We start from the raw sequence: 20,819 nt of genomic DNA, 5'->3' as shown, positions 1-20,819 counted from the left end.
CAACGATAGGGGCGGGCCATTATCATTACCGGAGAAGGGGCCGATTTCGACCCATTCAGACCCTGTGATGGACTGCCAGGACACCGCAACAGGAGTCCTCCATGCCCCATCTCGATCACACGGCCTTCGTCACTGCCTGCCGCGATGAACGCGGCGTCGGCCATCACACGCGCAGGGCCTATGCCCAGGATCTGCGAACTTTCGCCCGCTATACCAATCTTCACCAGATCAATGAACCGATCTCGCGCGACGACATCCTTGGCTATCCGCATCAGGTATTTCTGTTGAGAGTGTCTTCGATCTCACCGATGGAAGAAAGGATATACTCGAAATCGGGTGCATCGCCAAAGATCATCGCCCTTGTGTTGTGGTAGTCCCGTTCCAGTCGATCAATCATGTCACCTACGGGCCGAAGGGCGAACGTACCGGGTTCAGCGGCCGCGAGGTCGTAGTCCGGTCTACTGAAGAACGTTCGGGCATGCTCAATGCAATCCGCACCGAGAGCCAGATCGGCGACGGCCGAGGCGCCAATATCCGAGTGCAGGAGCGAATGCAGATCGTAGTAATGTCGCGAAATCCGCTGGCCGTCCTGGCGAAGCTCACCGCGCCGCTCGAACCAGCTGCGCAAACCGTGAACAATCACTATCTTGTCCCAGAAGGTTCGCTCGGCATGGATCGTCGTGACATCCGGCACCCTAAGATCCAGTGCTTCGAGATCAGCATCGATATAGGGCCCAATGGTAACGGGACGGTTCGGATCGAGTGCGGACTTTGCGCCTGACTCGATCTTGACTGCGGCCTGCACATATCCGGTCTCAGATGCATCCACCCGCGGATACCAGACCAGCAAGGTCTGAGAAGTTGGATCGCTATCGTCGATCTCGACGCGACCCGTCCCACCCGTGTCGGCTGCCAGATTTTCGGCGACGGCCTCCAGAAGCTCTGTGGTGATATAGCGGCTACAATCCGCTGCAATCGCGTCAAGAGCAGCCTTCCGCTTCTTGTTGGAAAGTGCCGCGATCTCAGCAGTGCTCCCAGGGTGACCGAGGTCATCTCTGAAGACGGTGACGTCAATGTCTTCCGAGAACCGGTTGATTAGGCCATATGCCTTTGAAAGCGACGTGCCGCCTTTGAAGAGAAGACGCGGGCCGCCCTTCGGCAGCCGATGGTAGAGGGTGTTGAGTGTCCAGCACACCCAGAAGTCTTTCTCGATGTTGATCAGGGGTGCACCCAGCCGCCGGGCCGTCGTGAGGAAGAGGTCGGCGCGGTCAGCGGGCTCGGCGCGCATGACCTCCAAGAATGCCTCTGTCGTCATGTGTTTCTCTCCGCACCTGCCGACATGATCGGTTTGCGCAGGATGTCCTGCATCCATATCGGCATCGCCGAGAGGCCGATGCGAAGGTCCTCGGTGAGTTTTGGCCCCCCATCACTATCGGCAAGGAGCTTTCGAATGGTCCGATCGACTTTCGAGCGCTCGGTCTCAGCCCGCATGGTATCGTGGACCCAGTGCAGTGCCTGAACAAGATACATTCCAGGACGTCCCGCCCAATACAGACGACTGGGCGCAGCATGCTTGAAGACGATCTTTTGGTTGCCCAGTTCGATGGGTTTCAGGCGGGCATCGACCAGAACCTCGATCCTGGCTGGAACGGCGTTGGTCAGACCGAGAGTGTTGGCCGCGGTCATTCCGTCCACAACAAAGCGCGCCTTGTCCCGCCGCGCGACAGCTTCGATGACGGCGCGGTAGTCCGGTGCCGACGGTTTCCCGGTCAGCTTGTTGAGTCGCGGCTTGTCGTAGAGGCCGCGTTCGATACGACGGAGTTCTCCGGACTTGGCAAGCCGTTGGAGGGCCTTGTCGACGGCGTCACGCGAACCGGCATCCGCAAAATCTCCCGGCGTCCAAACCTTGGCAGGTTCGGCATTGATCCGATCAAGGATCTGAGTTGGCAAGGTCGCAGGTGATCTAGTCTCCGTCATGTCCGAAGATTACCGCATATTTCGGACATACGCGAGTCCGAAGTTTGCTACATATTTCGGACAAGCAGACCGTGAGCTCGCTCGTCAAAGATGGCTTCCGACGAAGTGAGGTTCAGACGACGCCAAGATTGAGTGAAGGGACAAAAAAATGTGCCTCAGGATCTCTCCTGACACTCGCGCATTTCACATTCAGAAGCGGGCGATCCGAGATCCTTGGCGGACGGCTCCAGCGCTGCAGGGCGGAACCAAAGCAGAATGTCATCGTAAATATATGTTATCGTGAGAATAAACTTCCCATATGGCGCTGGACATAGCTAAGATAAAAGGACTTTGTTGACGAATTTGGGGAGGCGGGCACCGGAACGATCTGCTAGACCCGATGAAAAGACGAGGGAGCAGCAAAATTGTCCGACGATGTGCATTCGATTGTTAGCGTTGCCTCGCGCGAAGCGAACCTAAAGCGCAAGCTGCGCAGGCATCTCCATAGCATCGGCTTCACGAAATCCGAGAGCGGCGAACTCGCTATAGAAGGCGAAGGGAAGGATATCGTTCGTGCGCTTCACCGCGTGCAGCGTGAGGACCGGCTGAAGGAAAACAGCAAGTTCATTGCAACGAAGGCAGAAGGACTTCTTCCTTACTTTGCATCGGGTCAGGACGTCGATCCGGACCGCATCTCACCTGTCATTGAACGCGTTTCTTCCGGAACCAGAAACGGCGACCTCTTCCGGCTAGCATCTCTTACCTGGTCGGTACCGGTATCCAACGGATTTGGGCGTCGACTTCGGTATGTCGTCTGGGACGAGAACAACGGCAAGCTCATGGGGCTCATAGCCATTGGTGATCCCGTGTTCAACCTTGCCGTCAGGGACAAACTGATCGGTTGGACTTCCAAAGATCGCAGTGCGCGCCTCGTCAACATCATGGATGCCTACGTTCTCGGTGCGATCCCCCCCTACAATGCCTTGCTGGGCGGCAAATTGATGGCATGTCTCCTGCGGAGCCGCGATCTTTATGATGACTTCGCGGCGGCCTATGGCGACACGACGGGGATTATCTCTGGGAAAGACAAGAAGGCTCGCTTGCTGGCTGTGACGACATCGTCATCGATGGGGCGCTCATCGGTCTACAACCGTCTGAAGCTTGATGGCACCCAGTACCTACAGTCGATTGGTTACACCGGAGGCTGGGGCCATTTTCACATTCCCGACCGTCTTTTTGTCGAACTTCGGGACTACCTTCGCGACAATGACCACACATACGCTGATCAACATCGCTATGGACAGGGTCCGAATTGGCGCTTGCGAACAACGCGCGCAGCCTTGTCGGCACTCGGATTCAAGGAGGACATGCTGAGACACGGTGTGAAACGTGAAGTGTTTATTGCGCGGCTGGCGGAGAACGCCACTTCGCTCTTGCGCACCGGACAGGGCGAACCGGATACGAGTACGCTCCTTTCAGCCAAAGAGATTGCTGAGCGTGGCATCGAACGCTGGATGAAACCCCGCGCGAAAAGACGGCCGGAATTCAGCACGTGGACCACCGACGATCTCGTTTCTCTCTTTGGCAGTCAGAGCCGCGCTCTTCGTTTAAACGCCGCTTCCTCCGCGTCCGCCCGGATGACCGCAACGAAAGCGTAGTTGTCGATGGCCGTTCCTCTCGATCAATGGCAGGAGCGTATGGAGCGCCATTTCGAGGCGCTTGCGGAACGTCGTGCATCTTCCGGGTTGCCGCTCTTCGCGCTTGAACATGGCCTGAGTGATGATGAAATCGACGATGTGTCACGGCAGTTGCGCGCGCGACTCGTCAGCGGCGCGCGCCTCGCACCGCACTGGCTTCTCTGGACGATCTACGCGGCCGAACGCGGTTACACATACGAGGGCGGCGAGTACTGGCAATCCTTCGAGCAAGTAACGCCGGGGTGGGACAGCCGTGACCGGTATCGTGTGTCCGCATGGTTTTCGCGCTTCCGAAAAGACTACAGCGGCTTCAAACCATCCGGGCCATGGGCATCGCACTTCAGTATTATCGCCTGGCCGATTACCCATGCCGTCCTGCCGCGATACCTTCAACGACAGTTCGCGCGGACGCTCTATGTGCTTCGCTTCCAGATTGCACGTCTCGACGACATCGAGCCTGCTGCCATCGGCCGGATGATCGCAGCCAACGCCTATGATGCGTCCACGCGCTTCGAGCAGTTTCTTCAACAGGAGGAACTTGTCGGGCGAATGGTCTTGGCTCTTCTGCAGCAGAAAGACGACGCCCCGCGTGAAGAGCCCTTATTGCCGGCTACACTTGAACGGATCGTTCATGATCTTGAATCCATCCGCAACGCCCGGGGCTGGCTGAAAGAGACTAGCCGCGTGGTGTCTGATCGTTTTTCCGGGCTCGGTAAAGGCTCGGGACCACGGTCGGCTAGGGATACAGCAGATGTTGGCCACGCAAGCGCGAAGCAGCAGCGCCCCGATATTCGCCCTGACCTGCGGCTACATTATAAGGGAGAGGATCAGTGGGATTTGCAGATCGACATTCCGAGTTTCAAGGATATTGCCGCATTTAGCCAGGACGTAAGACAGTTTCTCAGAAATACGCGATGCACACTTAATGGTACATCGGCAAAGAAGCCACCGGGCTGGCTTCTGTCAGGCCGCAGACAGGCCTTGCTCAAGCAATGGCCGGACCCGGACAAGCCCCTTGTCGGTTTCGAAAAGCAAAACGGCACGCTCACGCATCTTCTTGAGAGCGAGTGCCGCATGAGCGAAGGGCCATATTGGCTATTTCGGATTGGTCGTGACGGTGTTGCGCGGGAAATCGGGGGACGCATCGTGCGCCCCGGTTACGAATACATTGTCGTAACAAAAGAGCCACTTGAGCAACTGCTGGAGGGGATGAAGCCCTGTCAGATAAACAGTCCCGGCGTCAATGCAATACGGATGGCCGTACCGACTGCGCTCACCGAATCCTACGCGCAATGGCTAGCAGCGAGGGGTCTCGAACTCGCGCGTACTATTCGTGTCTGGCCCGCAGGCTTCCCGGGGCGTCAATGGGACGGGGAAGGCCGAAGTGAATGGCTGACGACTGAAAAGCCGTGTTTCGGGATCATGCCGGACCACGAAGTCGAGACATATGAAATCGGGCTCAACGGCAAAGAGTCGATGACATTCGAAGCCGGCAGCCCCGGCTCGCCAACCTTTGTGCAATTGTCAGAATTGCCACCGGGCCGGCACGTTCTCACAGTCCGTGCGCGACGTACGAGCCCGAGTGCAGAGCGTCAGCCACCTCATGAAGGCTTCCTGGAACTGCGCGTGCGTGCGCCAGAGCCCTGGATGCCTGGCACTGCCTCACATGCCGGACTTATTGCGTCCGGCGACCCCCATGACGCCGCATTGAACGCGCTCTGGGAGAACGAACTTGATTTGTCGGTCTACGGTCCGCCAAGTCGGCAAGTCACACCGCGCGTTATTCTTCAGGACGCCAAAGAAGAAACGATCTTCGAGAGGCAGGTCAGTGGCCCCCTCGAACTTCCGGTTACGCCTGATACCTGGAAGAAACGGTTCTCTGATTTTCTGAAGCGGGAAAAGTGCGATTGGCGATATCTTGAAGCAACAACGGGACTTCTCGAACTTGATGGAGGCGATCTCGGGCGCTTTGTTATGCGTTTCGAGCATAATGTTCGGCCGCTTAGATGGGTTCTGCGGCAAAGTGGCGAGGGCGTATCAGTCCGGCTCGTAGACGAAACCAGCGACGAAGGTGCCGAGAGGCAGTGTTACTTCAGCGAGATGGAGCGCCCGCGTTCTTTCCGGAGCTTGGACGTGGCAAAAGTCCTCGACGGCGTCCCGGTTGAATCACCCGGCGGCCTGTTCATCGCCAGTGCAGGAAAGAACAGGGACGCGGTCGTCGTCAGCACCGGCCTGACCGGACAAGGATTGGAAGGACTGGGTGTCCAGCCAAACCACGGCCATATTGGCGGGTCTCCGCAAGCAATTATCAAACTGCTGCGCGTTTTGAGGTATTGGCACAAGGCAAGAGTAGAGGGGAACCTTGCCGGTGCGCGGCGCCGCCAGGTGACTGATACCCTAATGCATGGTCTCGTCGGTATCATGGCGGGTTGGGACTGGGCGCGTGTCGAGGCAAAGCTTTCCACCGCTCCGGATGCCACAGTACATCTGGACCGGCTCCAGTCGCTCGTGGCCCCGAAGAGCGGTTTCGCGAGTGCAATCCGTCTGAACGCTCCGTCCGTTTCCGGCGGCCACGGCGCGCTATCGTCCTGGTATACGGAAACGGCGGCCCGCTACCGTATGTCATCAGACAAGCAGCTATGCCGTTTCGCAATCGATCTGGCCGTCCGTCCCTACGCTTTGCAGCAACGTTATTTGGAAGGCCTACCGGAACTGATACGGCGCGCTGGCGCGCATCAAGTTCTAGTCAGGGGCGCGCGACTGGCCGTGCTTAGCCGAATGGAAGTTGAGGAGAGCGCTCCGTCCCTGATTCCTGAGGTGAACGCATGATAGCCGAAATCTCTCGTCAGGACGTTATCACGCAATGCCGGTCGGCTCTCGGCATTGAGCCACATAATGCGGCCGTCGATGATGCCTTTCTCGCTGCTTTGCTCAGACGAACAGCAGGCATGCTATGCCCTTGCTCAAGAACAGCGCTTCGTGCTGCCATCGTCGAATCTCTCTCGTCTCTTCACGATCTTGACGACCTTCCTTCGCGGATCGAGGAGCTAACTGACGAACTTATTGTCGTCGGTGATCTCCTGGAACTAACAGACGTCACGACAGCAGAGACCGATGCTAAAGGGACATGGGTTTTTGCTGCGCCACCTGCGTTTGTTGAACGAAAGAGCGGCAGCGTGTTTCTGACCGGCATCGTTCCAGACCACGATTCCGTCTTGCCTGAATCCCTCGGTAGTCGTGTCGTGTATAGCAGGAACACCCGTTATATCGAGCCGCAATCCGAAGAGGACCTTGCCGAACTTCTGGCATCCGAGGGCCTTGCGCGTCTCCCGGAAAATGCGTGGCTAAAAGCACCGAAGACGCAAACCGCAAGCGCGAACCTCGAAAAAGCGATGCAGCGATTGGTATCAGAGCCAACATGCGCACAGATCACAGGCCTTGAAATCATCGATCCAGAAACCCGACCGACATACTATCGAGGGCGCTGGACGGCACCAAAAAGCCAAAGCGGCACTTACGTTTCGCGGCGACCACAGGAATTTGGTGCGCCGATCTGGTGCTTTGCCGAACTCCAGGCGGGTCTACTTGTCCGTATTATTGATCTTCCCCTAGGAACCTATCGCTGGCGGGCATGCGATGCGGCATGGCACCTACAGATGGCGATTGATCAGGAAAACGGCCGACCGCAGCGATACCGTATTACCGATCTCGGGAATATTTGCCGACTCGACTTTTTCTCTCCGCTGCCGCTCTGGGCCGAGAGGCGTCTCTTGGTTCTTGGCGAGAAACGTCCAGGCGAAAAAAGCCTGTTTGCCTTCGAAATACCTACGGCCGAAATACGCGAGGAAGAAGATTTTCTACAAACAAACTTGTGGCTCGTGCGCGAAGACGACACGGGTGAAGGGAGGAGCGCCTGATGCAAACGATCAAGCAAACAATCGAAAATCTGCATGCGTCGCTGAAGGACTATATCGAAGCCACTTACCACATTAGCGCGCCTTCGCTCATTGCCCAGCGGCAACGGCTTCTCGACCGTGACGGTGTGATACATCGCGTTCCTTATCTTGAATCTACGCCGAAGTATGAGTCCGGCGATGCCTTCGGCTCCATGGCTGGTCTTCCGGAGGCGGCCTTGGAGCTCTTCAATAGGCTCAGTGCGCAGGAAGGTGAGTTACCCAAGCTTATCTACGACCCGCCTTATCGCCATCAGGGAGAGTCGCTGAAGGGGAGCCTCGTCGACGGAAAAAACCTCGTCATCATGACCGGAACGGGTTCCGGCAAGACGGAGTCCTTCTTGTTGCCGATCCTTGGCAAGTTCGCAAGGGAAGCCAAAGAAAGACCGACAGCTTTCGCGGAAGAGCCCGCAATGCGGGCTTTGATCATGTATCCGATGAACGCGCTCGTGAACGACCAATTGGGTCGGCTTCGTGCCCTGCTTGGTGACCCGCGCCTTGTCGATACATTCAAGTCCTGGTGCGGGCGGCCGCCCCGGTTTGCCCGATACACAAGCCGGACGCCGTATGCCGGTGTTCGTACGTCAAAAAAAGACTCACAAAGGCTCCAGTCATTCGACGATTTTTATGTCGACGTCCTCCGGCGGGCGGAAAGTGACGATGCAGATGAGAAGGCGGAAGCCGAGACCCTTCTCAAGGCCTTGAAGGAAAGAGGGAAGTGGCCGGCAAAACCTGATCTGGCTGCGTGGTTCGGACAGAAGGGTTCGGGCTGGCAGGACAGGCGCACAGGGGAATTTGTGCGCGCTGTGACGCTTCCGAACGACTCGGAACTCCTGACACGTCACGAAGTGCAGATTGCTCCTCCGGACCTTCTGGTCACCAACTACTCGATGCTGGAATACATGCTGATGCGGCCCATCGAGCGACCGATCTTCGACAGAACGCGCGAGTGGCTCGAAAAGAACCCTGAAGAGACATTCCTTGTGGTCCTTGACGAAGCCCATCTGTATCGCGGCGCAGCTGGTGCCGAGGTCGGCCTCTTGCTTCGCAGGCTTCGGGATCGTCTCGGTATTCCGGACGAGCGACTTCAGGTCATTTGCGCCACGGCCAGCTTCAGTGACCACGAATACGCACCAGAATTTGGTGCGCAACTTACGGGTGTCCCCGCAGAGACGTTCGTGCCGGTGAAAGGGTCTCTTGACCTCAAGCCCAACGATGAGTCCGGTTCAGAGAAAGACGCCGAGATGCTTGCCGCGGTGCAATTGCAAGCATTCTACGACGCAGATTCAGAGGAGGGCCGGATCGAGGCGGTGCGGACCCTGCTCGACTATCGCGGTATGTCGGCGGCAGACTCCGTAGAACGTGCACTCTATGAGGCTCTGAAGGATTTCGCGCCTATGGGTCGTCTTGTCAACGCAACGATGGAAGAGGCGAAACCTATCGCCGAACTCGGCTCCTTTCTGTTCAGTGATGGCGTGTCGGAGCGACTGGCTGACGAGGCCGTAACCGTCCTAGTGGCACTCGGTAGCGTTGCCCGGCCTGCGCCCGGATTGCCGGGGCTCCTGCCATGTCGCGTCCATAACTTTTTTCGCGGCCTACCGGGGCTATGGGTCTGTATGGACCCGGAATGCACCGAAATCTCTGGCGATGAACTTGGGGGCATCTGCGGAAAGATGTACTCGCAACCGATGGACCAATGTGGATGCGGCGCCCGCGTGCTAGAACTGTTCACATGCCGGAACTGCGGTACAGCCTATGCCCGCGCCTACACGGACGACGTCGACGAGCCGCGCGACCTTTGGGCGGAGCCAGGAGAAGCGCTTAGGATGGCCGGCGGCGAGTCTGCTCCTCTCGAACCGCTTGATCTTCTTCTCGAAGACCCGGCGCACGAGGATGCAGCAGAGCCGGCAGGCTATGACCTGGAAACCGGTCAACTGAACCCCCATACACTCGGTCCCCGCATGCGGACCGTTTATCTGCGCCAAGGCCGCCTCGCGGACAGCAATGATGATGATGACGAAGGCGGCGGAAACCCGGAGCCCCCCGGCAAATTTGTGCCATGTGCTGTATGCGGCAAGACGGCGCGCTTCGGCCGCAGCTATGTTCAAGATCACCAGACGAAAGGTGACCAGCCTTTTCAGGCCTTGCTGACCCGTCAAATCCAGATTCAGCCGCCAGGACCGCAGGAAGCGACGGCTTTCGCTCCGTTAAGGGGAAGAAAGGTTCTTGCGTTTTCGGACTCGCGGCAGGTCGCGGCGCGCCTGGCACCAAACGTACAAATGTTCTCCGAACGGGATTCCCTTCGGCCACTGATTATCGCCGGCTTCAAATGGCTTCAGGATCAAGCGGCACTCGGCCCGTTTCTAAATCTGGACGACCTGTTCCTCGGGGTGTTGATTGCCTCGCAAGAACTCAATGTGCGCCTACGTCCGGAACTTCATTTCAACGAGAACTTCATCGAAGCCGAGCAAATGGTCGAGAAGGCAATCGACGCCAAAGACCACGAAGATCCGATGAAACTCCTTCAACTCTTGATGGGTTTGCGAGCCAAAAGGCCGCCCGAGGCGCTCCTTAGCAGCATGCTTACGACGCTCTCTGACAGGTTCTACGGCATGGAAGCATTGGCGCTTGCCTCGTTGCGGGAGCGCGATGGCAATCGTGGCGACGTCACAGGGCTGCCTTCAATTGCCGACATTGCCGAGGACGATGAGTCCAAGCTCGCCCTGGCGCGCTTCTGGATGCGTTGCTGGACAGGATTCGGTCTGACGCACTCGCCCGGAACCTGGATCGATGGGAGTGCGTCCGAAGGCTACAGAATCCGTTCTCGCAAGCCAAAGTCGAAGATCGACGCCATCAACAAGGTCATCACCGACAAAAATGCGAGAAAGACCTTCTGGGATCACTGGCATCCCGTGCTGTTGTCGAAGTTTACAAGCTCGAACGCGGGCGGCAATCGCTACCTCAACGGAAGCGAGCTATCGCTCCAGTTCGACGGTGAATGGGTCCACTGCAACAGTTGCAAGTCCGTCCACCGGCCAATTCCCGGCTATGCAGCCTGCCTCGATTGCGGTAGCGCAAGTGTAAACGCACTCGATCCGGATACCGATGCCGTTTTCCAGGCACGTAAGGGCTTCTACCGCAAGCCTGTAACTGAAGCGCTCGCTGACCCGCCCCGTCAACCGATGGCACTCATTGCTGCCGAACACACGGCGCAACTCAACGCGCCCCAGAATGAGGACGTCTTCTCGAAAGCGGAAGAAAACGAACTCCTCTTTCAGGACATCGCAATCGCGGGCACCGGATCAGGTACGCGGTCCGCTGCTATCGATATTCTTTCGAGTACAACGACGATGGAAGTCGGGATCGATCTCGGCGCACTTTCCGGCGTAGCGCTCCGAAACATGCCGCCCGGCCGCGCCAACTATCAGCAGCGCGCCGGCCGCGCCGGTCGCCGTGGCAATGCCGTCGCAACCGTCTTGGCTTTTGGAAGCGCGGACAGTCACGACGAACACTATTTTTCCCGACCGGACGAAATGATCCGCGGCAGCGTCATCGATCCAAAACTAACGCTCGATAATCCGGAGATTGCCCGCCGCCATATCCGTGCGTTCCTGCTACAAAATTACCACCAAGAACGCCTTCCTGTCGTTGATGCCACCCAACCTCATGACCTGTTCTCGGTTCTTGGGAGCGTATCGGCTTTCCGCCGCCCGGATTCCGTCTTGAATCGTGACGACTTCGCATCTTGGCTCGCCAAGAGTGAAACCCGTTTGAAAGACCGGATCGCCTCTTGGCTGCCCTCCGACCTCTCTGATGACGATAAGGCCGAGTTGCTGGACGGCTTCGTTGATGATTGCCTGAAGGCCGTTGATGACGCGATCGCGTCGGACGCTTCTGACGATAGCGACAATGATGACGGTGGAGACGAAGAGGCCGCAGAAGAAGGTGAGGAGCGACCACAGCAGGGCTCGCAGCCAAACAAGCTCCTCGACCGGCTTTTATACTGCGGGAAACTTCCGCGCTACGCGTTCCCGACAGATGTCGCGACATTCCATGTTTTTGATAGAGATCGCTCGTCTCCCTACCGCCACATCATGAAGTTCGCACCGTCCCAAGGCCTTCCCGTGGCCCTCTCGCAATACGCCCCCGGCAAACAGGTCTGGATTTCCGGGAAATGTTATACATCTGGGGCGATCTACTCTGTCATGAAAGATGATCGCTATGAAGCTTGGCAATCCCGGCGCCTATACATGGAGTGTTCGGAATGCGGCTATGCACGAACCTACGAACAGGGCGAGGTGATCCGGAAAGATACAGCAGACTGCGAGGCCTGCGGCGAAAGCGGGACCTTCGGTCCCGCACGCTACTGGTTGCGCCCGCCCGGTTTTGCCCATCCCGTCTTTGAAGATGAAGTAACATCCCCCGACGAAATTCCGGAGACAAGCTATGCCACGCGCGCCAAACTCACGATGGGTACCCCTGGTGACAGTGCAGACTGGTTTCCGGCCAACGACCGCATCCGGAGCCTAAGCACGCGCGAGCATCTTCTCGTCTCCAACACCGGTCCGCAAGACGACGGATATACGTACTGCGTGAAGTGCGGCCGCATCGAGGCGAGTTCTACGCCCACGCCAAGCCTCGCGGGACCCCATCGAAAGCCTTATCCCGACGCCGACGACAAGCAAATGTGCGACGGGATGAATCCCTCCCGCCACCTTGTGCTGGGCACCGACTTCATCACCGACATTGCCCTGTTTTCGATGCGCGTTGAAAAGCCCATCGAATTGCGGCCTGTCCACTATTCAACTCAGGTAGCGCTGCGGACTGCCAGTGAGGCGCTTGCCAAGGCCGCATGTCAAATCCTTGAGGTTGAGCCGGGAGAATTGATGGCTGAGTTTCGGCCGGCCCTGACAATCGGCGGAAAATCGGGCAAGGAGGTCGAAATATTTCTCTACGACACGCTGCCGGGAGGCGCGGGGTTTGCGACCCAGATTGCAGGGCGCGGCCTCGAACTATTCCAGCGCGCACTTTATCTCCTGAAGAATTGCCCGGAGGGTTGCGACGGCTCGTGCTATCGATGCTTGAGGAGCTTCAAGAACAAACTTGAGCACCGCCTTCTTGACCGGCATGTCGGCGTCGAACTCCTGGAGTATCTTTTGTCCGGCCAGCGTCCGGGCTTCGACGAGCAACGGCTGCGAAACTCAACAGAACTGCTCCTGAATGATCTCCGTCGACGTTGCGAAGACGATGTGAGTTTTTCGGCAGGGAGTACAGTCTCCTATGGTTCCGGCAAGACCCTGGAAGCCCCTATCCTCGTTGAGACGGGTGGCAAGAAGTATGTCATTGCCCTCTCGGGGCCTTTGACGACCGGCCATCCGGCGGATGCACGTATCGCGGATTTGCGAGATAGCGGCACAGAGTATCGGGTCATCGTCGAGAATGAACTTGAAGTGCGCGGGAACCTACCGGCTGTCAGCCGGAGGGTTTTGCAGCAATTGGGATTGTGAGTGAAAGTTGATCGAACTGGCAGGCGCAAATGAAGGACAGGAATACGAAGCGGCGCTGCATCTTCGTAAGCAAATCCTCGCTGTGTGGCCCGATCTCAGCCAAAGTCCGGATGACCATGTCAAAATCTTCGTCAGTCTCAAACTCTATGGTCAGCAATATGAAGACATCGATGTCTTCGTCGTTGGACATTTTTCTGAGCCACGCTCGTTTGACGTCGAGAACCGGTTCTATCCCAAGAACGGCGATCCCATTGTTCCACGCGCCGCTTCGGTACGGAGCTTTGCGCTCGCGATAGAGGTCAAATCCCATGATGCGACCGGCGTCAAATTCAATGACAAGGTCGCTTCCGTGAAATACCCGAGAGGGTGGGAATGCGTTACGGAGAAAGCGTTCAAACAGGTTTTTGAACTCAAAACCTATCTTGAGCGGGGCGGTTTTTCTCCTCCATACATTCAGGATATGATCTTCTTTTCGGGTTTGCGCGAGGCCGACCTTCCAGATCGTCCACACAATTCATTCGGTATCGATGCGAGTTTCGAGAAGATACTGAATATCCTCGGTCAAATTTCACAACCCCTCGCGAGAGACCGTTTTGTGACCATCAGTTTCGGGCCGGGCGAGAAGTTCGAGGCGATCCTGGCGCCAGATGCCCATGTTCTAAAGACACTTGAACCAACGCCCATTGATCGCCGGCGAATGGACCGCATTGTGAAAGCGGCGCTTCCAGAAACGTGGCTTGACGATCTTGGCACACGACAGATCGTTATTCGAGGCAGGGGCGGTGTCGGCAAGACCGTTATCCTGCTTCAGATGGCATACCGCGCCTATGACAATAGCGGTATGCGCTCGCTCATACTCACCTATAACAAGGCACTGGTCGCAGATATGCGGCGTACAATGGCGCTTCTCGGTGTGCCGCGACAGCTTGAGAAGGGCGGCATCAGCATCGATACCGTGCATGCTTTCATCGGACGCCTGATGCGTGAATTGGGGATCATCGGAAGCGATGACTCTTTTCTGGAGAACTACGAGAAGCACAAGGAGGCGCTTCTCGACTACGTCCGGAGCGGCGCAGTTTCACCTGAAGACCTCGCTGAAATCGTCGAAGCACAAGCCGAGGCGTTCGCATGGGATGTCGTGTTTGTCGATGAAGGGCAGGACTGGCCGTCCAACGAGATCGACATTCTGCGTGCAGTTTATCCACCAGAGCGGATTGTCGTTGCGGACGGCGTGGACCAGTATGTGCGCGCCTCGGTTGCGGACTGGGACGCGGGCCTTGCCCGTGAAAAATTACGCCCCAGGCGGTTGCGGCGCTGCCTCCGCATGAAGGCCAATCTTGCACACTTTGTTGCTGATACTGCGCGGGGGCTCAATCTTCAGAACTGGGACCTTGAGCCCAATCCGGACGCGAACGGCGGCCGCGTTCTGATTGTTGAAGGCGACATGGCACATGACACCGCAAACTACGAGCGCCTGAGAGCCGAGGCGGCAGAACTCGGGAATTATCCTGTCGACCTGCTCGCCTGCGTACCGCCGTCACTCGTCATTCGCGACGAAGACAGCACCTATTCTGTACCTGGACGCACCATAAATGCTGAAGGAGGCCTCATTTGGGATGCTACGGCCGTAGACGTTCGCGCACAGTATCCGACTGATCGCGATGCGCTACGGATCGTGCAGTACGACTCTTGCCGCGGACTCGAAGGCTGGACAGTCATCAACTACGCATTCGATGATTTCTATGACTACAAATACCGCCAATGGATGAACGCTCCGCAGGACCTGGGCGGGCTGTTTGAAACACAGGAAGACCTGGCCGCTGCATTCGCCGCACAATGGACGATGATCCCTTTAACCCGTGGGATGGACACACTGGTCATCAATCTTTCAAAGCGCACGTCGCCAATAAAGGATGCTTTTCGAGCCGTTTTCGAGCAGCGGCAGGACTTTATCGAATGGCTGAGTCTCGACGAATGAAGAGGATTTGCAAGCGCTCCGCTGGACCGTCGGGAATAGGATTTGTGCGTGAAGTGTGGGGCATTTGCCCTGAGGTCTCCGACAGATGTCCCTGAGCAGTGTCAAGGTGCCGGCCGGAAAGCCGATCAGTGACGCCGAGACTTATCTCGGCCGCAAGCATAATGAGCTCAGCGGGTTCGACACGCTAGAGCACCTTATTCTCGAAGGAGAGGACATTCTCGAATCAGGTACTTACGGCGGCCTTGCACATCATCTCATGGCTATCAGGTCCGCGTTAGCGCGCGCACTCTGGAAAGCCGAAGTCTATGTAGGCGTCTCGATCATCGACGAACTTGTTTTTCACGCCGCAAAGAACAACCCCGGGAATATCGTTCAGGAGGTGCTTTCCTTCCTGACCACATCGCGCGCGGGCAATCCGGGTTTTGTGCTCTATCCGTTGCACGGGTTCGGCATAGGGACAGAAACTCCGTTTCAGTCGGGGCGCGATTCACAAACGTATCTTCACTTCCGAAGCATGGCCATGTGTCTCGCGGCACAAACCAACGATTTCGATTCAACACGCCGGCTTGTGTCAAGCATGGCCTCAAGGCTTGGTGTGGCAGGCAAAATCGACGCCTCCGATCTTGGACATCATACCCGTGCCGGAAACATGGACTGGATGACCAGTAATCCGCTGATGATGGTGCGCGTCGCTTCCCATACCGGCGCTTATTTCGAGAACCAGTTTATCTATACCCTGAAGATCAGGGTGTCTGCGGCGTTCGCCGCCATGCTCTATGCGCTTGCCGCGGACCGCGGGAAGAAGGTCGGCACTTTTCACACAACGGCAAGGGTCAACAACTGGGAAACCCTCGATATCCATCACTATCTGGTCGGCGAGGCGCGCAAGAAAAAATCCGATGCCGTGGAGTTGCGACGCGTACCGATGAATGTTGCCGCGCTCGAACTGGCGCGCCTCTCGGACCTAACGCTTTCCCTGGGTGCCGAGACACAGCGGCTATCTTTCGTGCGCAATGCACAGCGGCGCCTGACGCAAGCCCTCAAGCTTGTCGAGGCCGGACATCTTGAGCACGTCAACACCGCGAGCAATGATCGCGTCAGGCGTAAGGTATTTGCCCGTGTCGTGACGGCGCTCAATTGGTACCGGCAGTCTTTCAGCGCCCGTGTAACGGACGACGAGGCCGTCGTCGCACTTGCCGTCGCCTTTGAAACACTCCTGACCGATGCGTATGCCCGCGGCGTGGCGGAGCGCGTCAAACGGCGGCTCCGCATCTGTTTGAAAGGCAGACGCGGGATCGACGAGTATATCGATGCCGTGAACTCGGTCATGGAAGCGCGAGGGGAGATCGTTCACAACGGCTCGACCGTCAAGGAGGCCGAGATCATCAAGGCGCAGGCCGCGTTCGCGCTTTGCTTCGAGGATGTCGCGGGGCGTCTGCCAAATCTCGGCAACAACCTTGACCGGCCTGTTGGTAGGGTACTGGGCGACGTCTGAACGCTTCCGAAAACCGAGCGGCAATCTTCGATTGCTTCACTCGAACGCGGCGCGATTTTCCACAAGAATGTGTGTTTGTCGCGTTCACCTATACAAAATGTTGCCGGTATGTTCTATTCTTAGACATGACCGAGATTCCCAAGATAGACCAGATGGCCGCACCGGCGGCCGGACACGTCGGCCCACCCGATGCGCAGACGCGCCGCGTGCTGTTTCTCAGCCACGCGACACCCGAGGACAATACCTTCGCCAAGTGGCTCGCAAGCCAGCTCTCCATCGCCGGTTACGAAGTTTGGTGCGATGTGACGGCGCTGCTCGGCGGCGAACGCTTCTGGAACAATATCGAGGAAGCCATTGATCAGGCGACCTTCCGCTTTCTGTTCGTCTCGACTCTCGATGCCAACAAGAAGCCCGGTACGCTGCGCGAACTCAAGCTGGCACAGGCGGCGCAAGAGAAGCACGGGCTGGGTGATTTCATTGTGCCGCTCAAGATCGATGCGTTTCCGTTCGACAGCATGCAGGAGAGCATCCAGGACCTGAATATCATGCGGTTCGATCTCGGCTGGGCCGAGGGATTGCGGCGCTTGCTGGCTCTGCTTGAGCGTGAAGGCGCCCCGAAATCCGAGGCGGCGGGCGCGAATACCGTCATGGACTGGTACACCCGTTCCATCGAGGCCGACCGCAAGCCTGTCCGGACCACTGACAGCTATCTCTCGAACTGGTTCCGGCTGACCTTGCCGAAGCGGCTCTTTGCGCATCGCTATCGGGGGCCATCCGGCACGCTCGGAAAGCTCGCGAAAGCGTTCCCGCACCCTTACCGTGTTGTCGGGGACCGGCTTCTCACTTTCGCGCCCGCCCATGAAGTCGTGATGGCGCTCGGTGTTGATTTTGATGAGGCCGAGCTGGCCGTGCTGGAAACCCGCGAGTTTTCTTCCGACGGCGATGAAACGCTCGCCATTGCCCCCTTCGATGCGTCGAACATGGTGAGCGATCTCGTGCGGCAGGCCTGGGAAGCCGAAATGACGCGGCGCGGCCTGTGTGCCTTTCCGCTTTCGAGCGGGCTTGTCGCGCGGTTCTTCCCCCATGGCCAACTTGAGAAGAACAAGGCACATTTCACGCCCGCGCACGGCAAGCCGACCTGGCGGCAACTGGTCGGACGCAAGAGCCGGACGGTTGCGGGCGGCGGCAAGGTCCCCGACGGCTACTGGCATTACGGGGTTTCGGCCTCGCCGCAGTTCGGCGCGTTTCCTCGTATCGTGCTGCGCCATCACGTGATCTTCACCGATGACGGACAAACGCCGTGGGACAAGTCGGACCGCATGCACAAGGCACGACGGAGCGTTTGCAAGCAGTGGTGGAACGCCGCCTGGCGCGACCGTTTGCTCGCTTTCTGCGGGCAATTCCATGACGAGGAGGGGGTCTTGGGCGTCGCTACCGGCGGCGATCCTCTCCTCGTCACCATGAAGCCCGAGCGGATCATAAGCCCGGTCAGCTATTTCGAGGATGGGGCGGCCGGTCTCGATGAAACCGCCGAAATCGAACTGGTCGAAGACGCCGCTATCGACGACGGGGAGGAGCCGGATGGCGACCCGGCGGAATAGACAACGGAAAGCGACGCGCAAGCTGCTGCCGCTGGCCGAGCCGCGGCTGCTATTCGCGCACGAGCAAAAGCTCGAAGACCCGAAGGACGGGCTGCTCCTGTTCGGCCCGCCGAAATCCCATCCGGCCATCGAATACGGTGTCATCGGCACCGAAGAAGGTATCGCCCAGTTCAAGGCCTGGGCGGCAAAGCTCGCGGGTGCCATCGATGCCGATCCGAAAGTCGGCAGTTCGGTGATGTTCCCCGGCTTCGAGACCGCCTTCCGGACGGGCTGGAACGCTGACCCGCGCGTGTCGATCACAGTCGATGCGGACGATCTTGACCGCACCATCCGCAACCGGGACGCCCATCAGCGCGTCTATGATGCCGTCGATCTTTTTGCCGGACCGATCAGGCAGTGGGTCACCGAGGAGGACGCGAAAGTCGCGCTCTGGTTCGTTGTCGTGCCGGAACAGCTCTGGAAGCTGTGCCGCCCCAATCAGACGATTTCGAAGGCCGAAGGGGTGACCAGCGATACGGGGCTATCGCACCGGAATGCGATGGCGTTATGGGACGCGCCGGACCTTTTCGACGACATCAACGAGGCCGCGGAAAAGCACCGCTACGAGAACCATTTCCACAACCAGCTCAAGGCGAAATTGCTTGGCTGCGAGGCCGTGACGCAGATCGTGCGGCAGACGACCATCGCGCCGGACGCGCATCTCAACAGTATCGGAAAGCCGATCCGCAACCTTCAGGACGCTGCGACCATCGCCTGGAATCTCGGGACGGCGATCTACTACAAGGCGGGGGCCAAACCCTGGACGCTTGCCGATATCCGCGACGGGGTCTGCTATATCGGCCTCGTCTTCAAACGCACGAATAGCCCGCATGATGAATTCGAAGCGTGTTGCGGCGCGCAGATGTTCCTGCACACGGGCGAAGGCATTGTCTTCAAGGGTTCGGTCGGGTCATGGGCGTCCGAACGTGCCGGCGAGTTCCACCTGCCGCGGGAGCAGGCAGCCGACATCATCCGGCGCTGCGTTGCAAGCTACAGGCGCTGGCACGATGACACGCCGCCCCGTGAGGTCTTCATTCACGGCAAGACAAACTTCAACCGCGAGGAAATCGAGGGTTTCCGTGAGGGCGCGCCGGACGGTACGCAGGTATGTGGCATCCAGATCAGGCGGCCGAACGACTTGAAACTGTTCCGCGAAGAGGGAAAGCGTGGCGTGATGCGCGGCCTTGCGCTCAAGGTCGACAAGCGCAACGCTTTTCTCTGGACGTCCGGCTACGTGCCGAAGCTCAAAACCTATCCCGGACGAGAAATCCCGACGCCGCTCAAGGTGAAAATTGTGTTCGGCGATACGCCCATCGAGCAGGTCCTCGATGATATCCTCGCGCTCACCAAGCTCAACTTCAACACCTGCATCTATGGCGACGGCTTTCCGGTCACGTTGCGCTTTGCCGACGATGTCGGGGAAATCCTAACAGCCATTCCCGAAGTCAGTTCGAAGCCGCTGCCGTTCCGCCACTACATCTGAGGTTCCGGTTCGATTCACGAATGCGATATTGATGCATCACGGAGTGCGTTAAGTCTCGGCATTCGCATTGAAGTTGAGGTCGAGTTCCAATTCCGGCAAGTCCCGCAGACTCTGCAGATCGAACGTCACCAGGAACGTCTCCGTTGTCACGAAGGTATGCGGCGCGCCCGGCCGCGGAGACCGCGGTCCGCTCGCGATCAGGTCCTTGTAGCGCAATCGGGCCAACAGATCGCGGCTCACCTCTTTGCCGAAAATGTCCTTGAGGCCAGCGCGGTCGATGGGCTGGTGGTAGGCGATCGCACAGAGCACGCCCATCTCCATCTCGGTAAAGGCGAGCGACTGATCACCAAGATCGGCGGCGGCCTTGATGGCATCGGCGAATTGCGTCTTGGTTCGAAACATCCATCCGCCGGCAACCTGTGCCAGTTCATAGGGACGGCCGGTGAGTTCGGCCTGGATGTCCTCGACCAGCATCTCGACCGAGGCCCCCTGCCCCACCACGCGGGCCAGGTCGTCGCGGCCGACCGGCGAGACACTGGCGAAGAGCACCGCCTCGATCCGCCCCATCCATTCGCGCCAGCGCAGCTCCTGTGGCAGATCATCGAGTTCTCGGTCAAAGACGGCGCCGCCCTCCTCCGCCGGTTTCCGTTTCCTAGTCGCGACATTCATGGTGCGATCCCATAAAGCCGGAAGGTCGGCCGCCCAGTCAGTTCATGGGCCACGCCGAGCTCGACCAGCCGGTCGCAAAACCGTCGCGCCGCTCGATCAGTCATGGGGATTGACGTCCCGCGAATGCACGGGGATAGCATCGAAGCCGGGGCCACGGCATCTTCCGTCAGGAACACGTCGACCGCCGCGCCCGATCTTTTCGCTCGTAGCTTTGGCGCGACCGCCCGAAGTGCCTCTGCTCGAGGGGCCAGATCTCGCGCCAACCGGATCGTCTCTTCGATGGACTCGAGGATCCGTACCTGGACTGCCAGTTCGGCCTTCTTCTCGTCTGAGGCCAGGTCCCGCAGCGCCTTTTTGGTCAGCCGCTGCGCAGACACGGGCAGCGCCTGCCGCCACTTAATAGCCCGCGCCAGGACGAAATCGGAAAAGAGGCAACCGATC

Annotated in this window: 12 protein-coding genes; 8 read left to right on the top strand and 4 right to left on the bottom strand. The window is 58.3% G+C overall.

Features of this window, described 5'->3' with window-relative positions; genetic code table 11:
* Nucleotides 1–271: 271 nt before the first annotated feature.
* Both BSG08_RS17525 and BSG08_RS17520 read right to left on the bottom strand, forming a co-directional pair.
* Complete coding sequence (locus BSG08_RS17525) at nucleotides 272–1,315, bottom strand: nucleotidyl transferase AbiEii/AbiGii toxin family protein (RefSeq protein ID WP_093039149.1); 1,044 nt, start codon at nucleotides 1,313–1,315, stop codon at nucleotides 272–274.
* The gene (locus BSG08_RS17520; protein WP_093039148.1) at nucleotides 1,312–1,977 is read right to left on the bottom strand and encodes a DUF6088 family protein; all 666 of its coding nucleotides are present in this window, start codon (nucleotides 1,975–1,977) and stop codon (nucleotides 1,312–1,314) included. Before BSG08_RS17520 ends, BSG08_RS17525 begins: the two co-directional genes overlap by 4 nt.
* 404 nt (nucleotides 1,978–2,381) lie before the next feature.
* Between BSG08_RS17520 and BSG08_RS17515 the strand changes: the two genes are divergently transcribed.
* From BSG08_RS17515 to BSG08_RS17480, 8 genes are all read left to right on the top strand, one after another.
* The gene (locus tag BSG08_RS17515; protein ID WP_093039147.1) at nucleotides 2,382–3,614 is read left to right on the top strand and encodes a Druantia anti-phage system protein DruA; all 1,233 of its coding nucleotides are present in this window, start codon (nucleotides 2,382–2,384) and stop codon (nucleotides 3,612–3,614) included.
* A gap of 6 nt (nucleotides 3,615–3,620) precedes the next feature.
* The gene (locus tag BSG08_RS17510) at nucleotides 3,621–6,482 is read left to right on the top strand and encodes a hypothetical protein (RefSeq protein ID WP_093039146.1); all 2,862 of its coding nucleotides are present in this window, start codon (nucleotides 3,621–3,623) and stop codon (nucleotides 6,480–6,482) included.
* Nucleotides 6,479–7,570 carry a hypothetical protein gene (locus tag BSG08_RS17505; protein ID WP_093039145.1) on the top strand — a complete coding sequence of 364 codons (1,092 nt, stop codon included), beginning with the start codon at nucleotides 6,479–6,481 and terminating at the stop codon, nucleotides 7,568–7,570. The genes BSG08_RS17510 and BSG08_RS17505 overlap by 4 nt, the downstream gene beginning before the upstream one ends.
* Nucleotides 7,570–13,113 (top strand): DEAD/DEAH box helicase, encoded by a 5,544-nt coding sequence (locus tag BSG08_RS17500; RefSeq protein WP_093039144.1) that lies wholly within the window; start codon nucleotides 7,570–7,572, stop codon nucleotides 13,111–13,113. Before BSG08_RS17505 ends, BSG08_RS17500 begins: the two co-directional genes overlap by 1 nt.
* 7 nt (nucleotides 13,114–13,120) lie before the next feature.
* Complete coding sequence (locus BSG08_RS17495; RefSeq protein WP_093039143.1) at nucleotides 13,121–15,091, top strand: DEAD/DEAH box helicase; 1,971 nt, start codon at nucleotides 13,121–13,123, stop codon at nucleotides 15,089–15,091.
* Nucleotides 15,092–15,176: 85 nt separating this feature from the next.
* Nucleotides 15,177–16,586, top strand: coding sequence for a HEPN domain-containing protein (locus tag BSG08_RS17490; protein ID WP_093039142.1), 1,410 nt, complete (start codon nucleotides 15,177–15,179; stop codon nucleotides 16,584–16,586).
* A 125-nt stretch (nucleotides 16,587–16,711) separates the two neighbouring features.
* The gene (locus BSG08_RS17485) at nucleotides 16,712–18,187 is read left to right on the top strand and encodes a toll/interleukin-1 receptor domain-containing protein (RefSeq protein WP_093039141.1); all 1,476 of its coding nucleotides are present in this window, start codon (nucleotides 16,712–16,714) and stop codon (nucleotides 18,185–18,187) included.
* Nucleotides 18,168–19,709, top strand: a complete 1,542-nt coding sequence (locus BSG08_RS17480) for an argonaute/piwi family protein (RefSeq protein ID WP_093039140.1) — start codon at nucleotides 18,168–18,170, stop codon at nucleotides 19,707–19,709. Before BSG08_RS17485 ends, BSG08_RS17480 begins: the two co-directional genes overlap by 20 nt.
* A gap of 48 nt (nucleotides 19,710–19,757) precedes the next feature.
* Here the strand turns inward: BSG08_RS17480 and scpB are convergent, their stop codons facing one another.
* Complete coding sequence (gene scpB, locus BSG08_RS17475) at nucleotides 19,758–20,378, bottom strand: SMC-Scp complex subunit ScpB (protein WP_093039139.1); 621 nt, start codon at nucleotides 20,376–20,378, stop codon at nucleotides 19,758–19,760.
* Nucleotides 20,375–20,819: DUF1403 family protein (locus BSG08_RS17470; protein ID WP_139274591.1), on the bottom strand; the 445-nt coding region annotated here is incomplete at its 5' end. The genes BSG08_RS17470 and scpB, both read right to left, overlap by 4 nt.

This window comes from Roseovarius azorensis, assembly GCF_900109455.1.
Lineage (GTDB): Bacteria > Pseudomonadota > Alphaproteobacteria > Rhodobacterales > Rhodobacteraceae > Roseovarius > Roseovarius azorensis.
The sequence above is the reverse complement of the archived record's forward strand: the minus strand, read 5'-3'. Positions and strand labels throughout refer to the sequence as shown.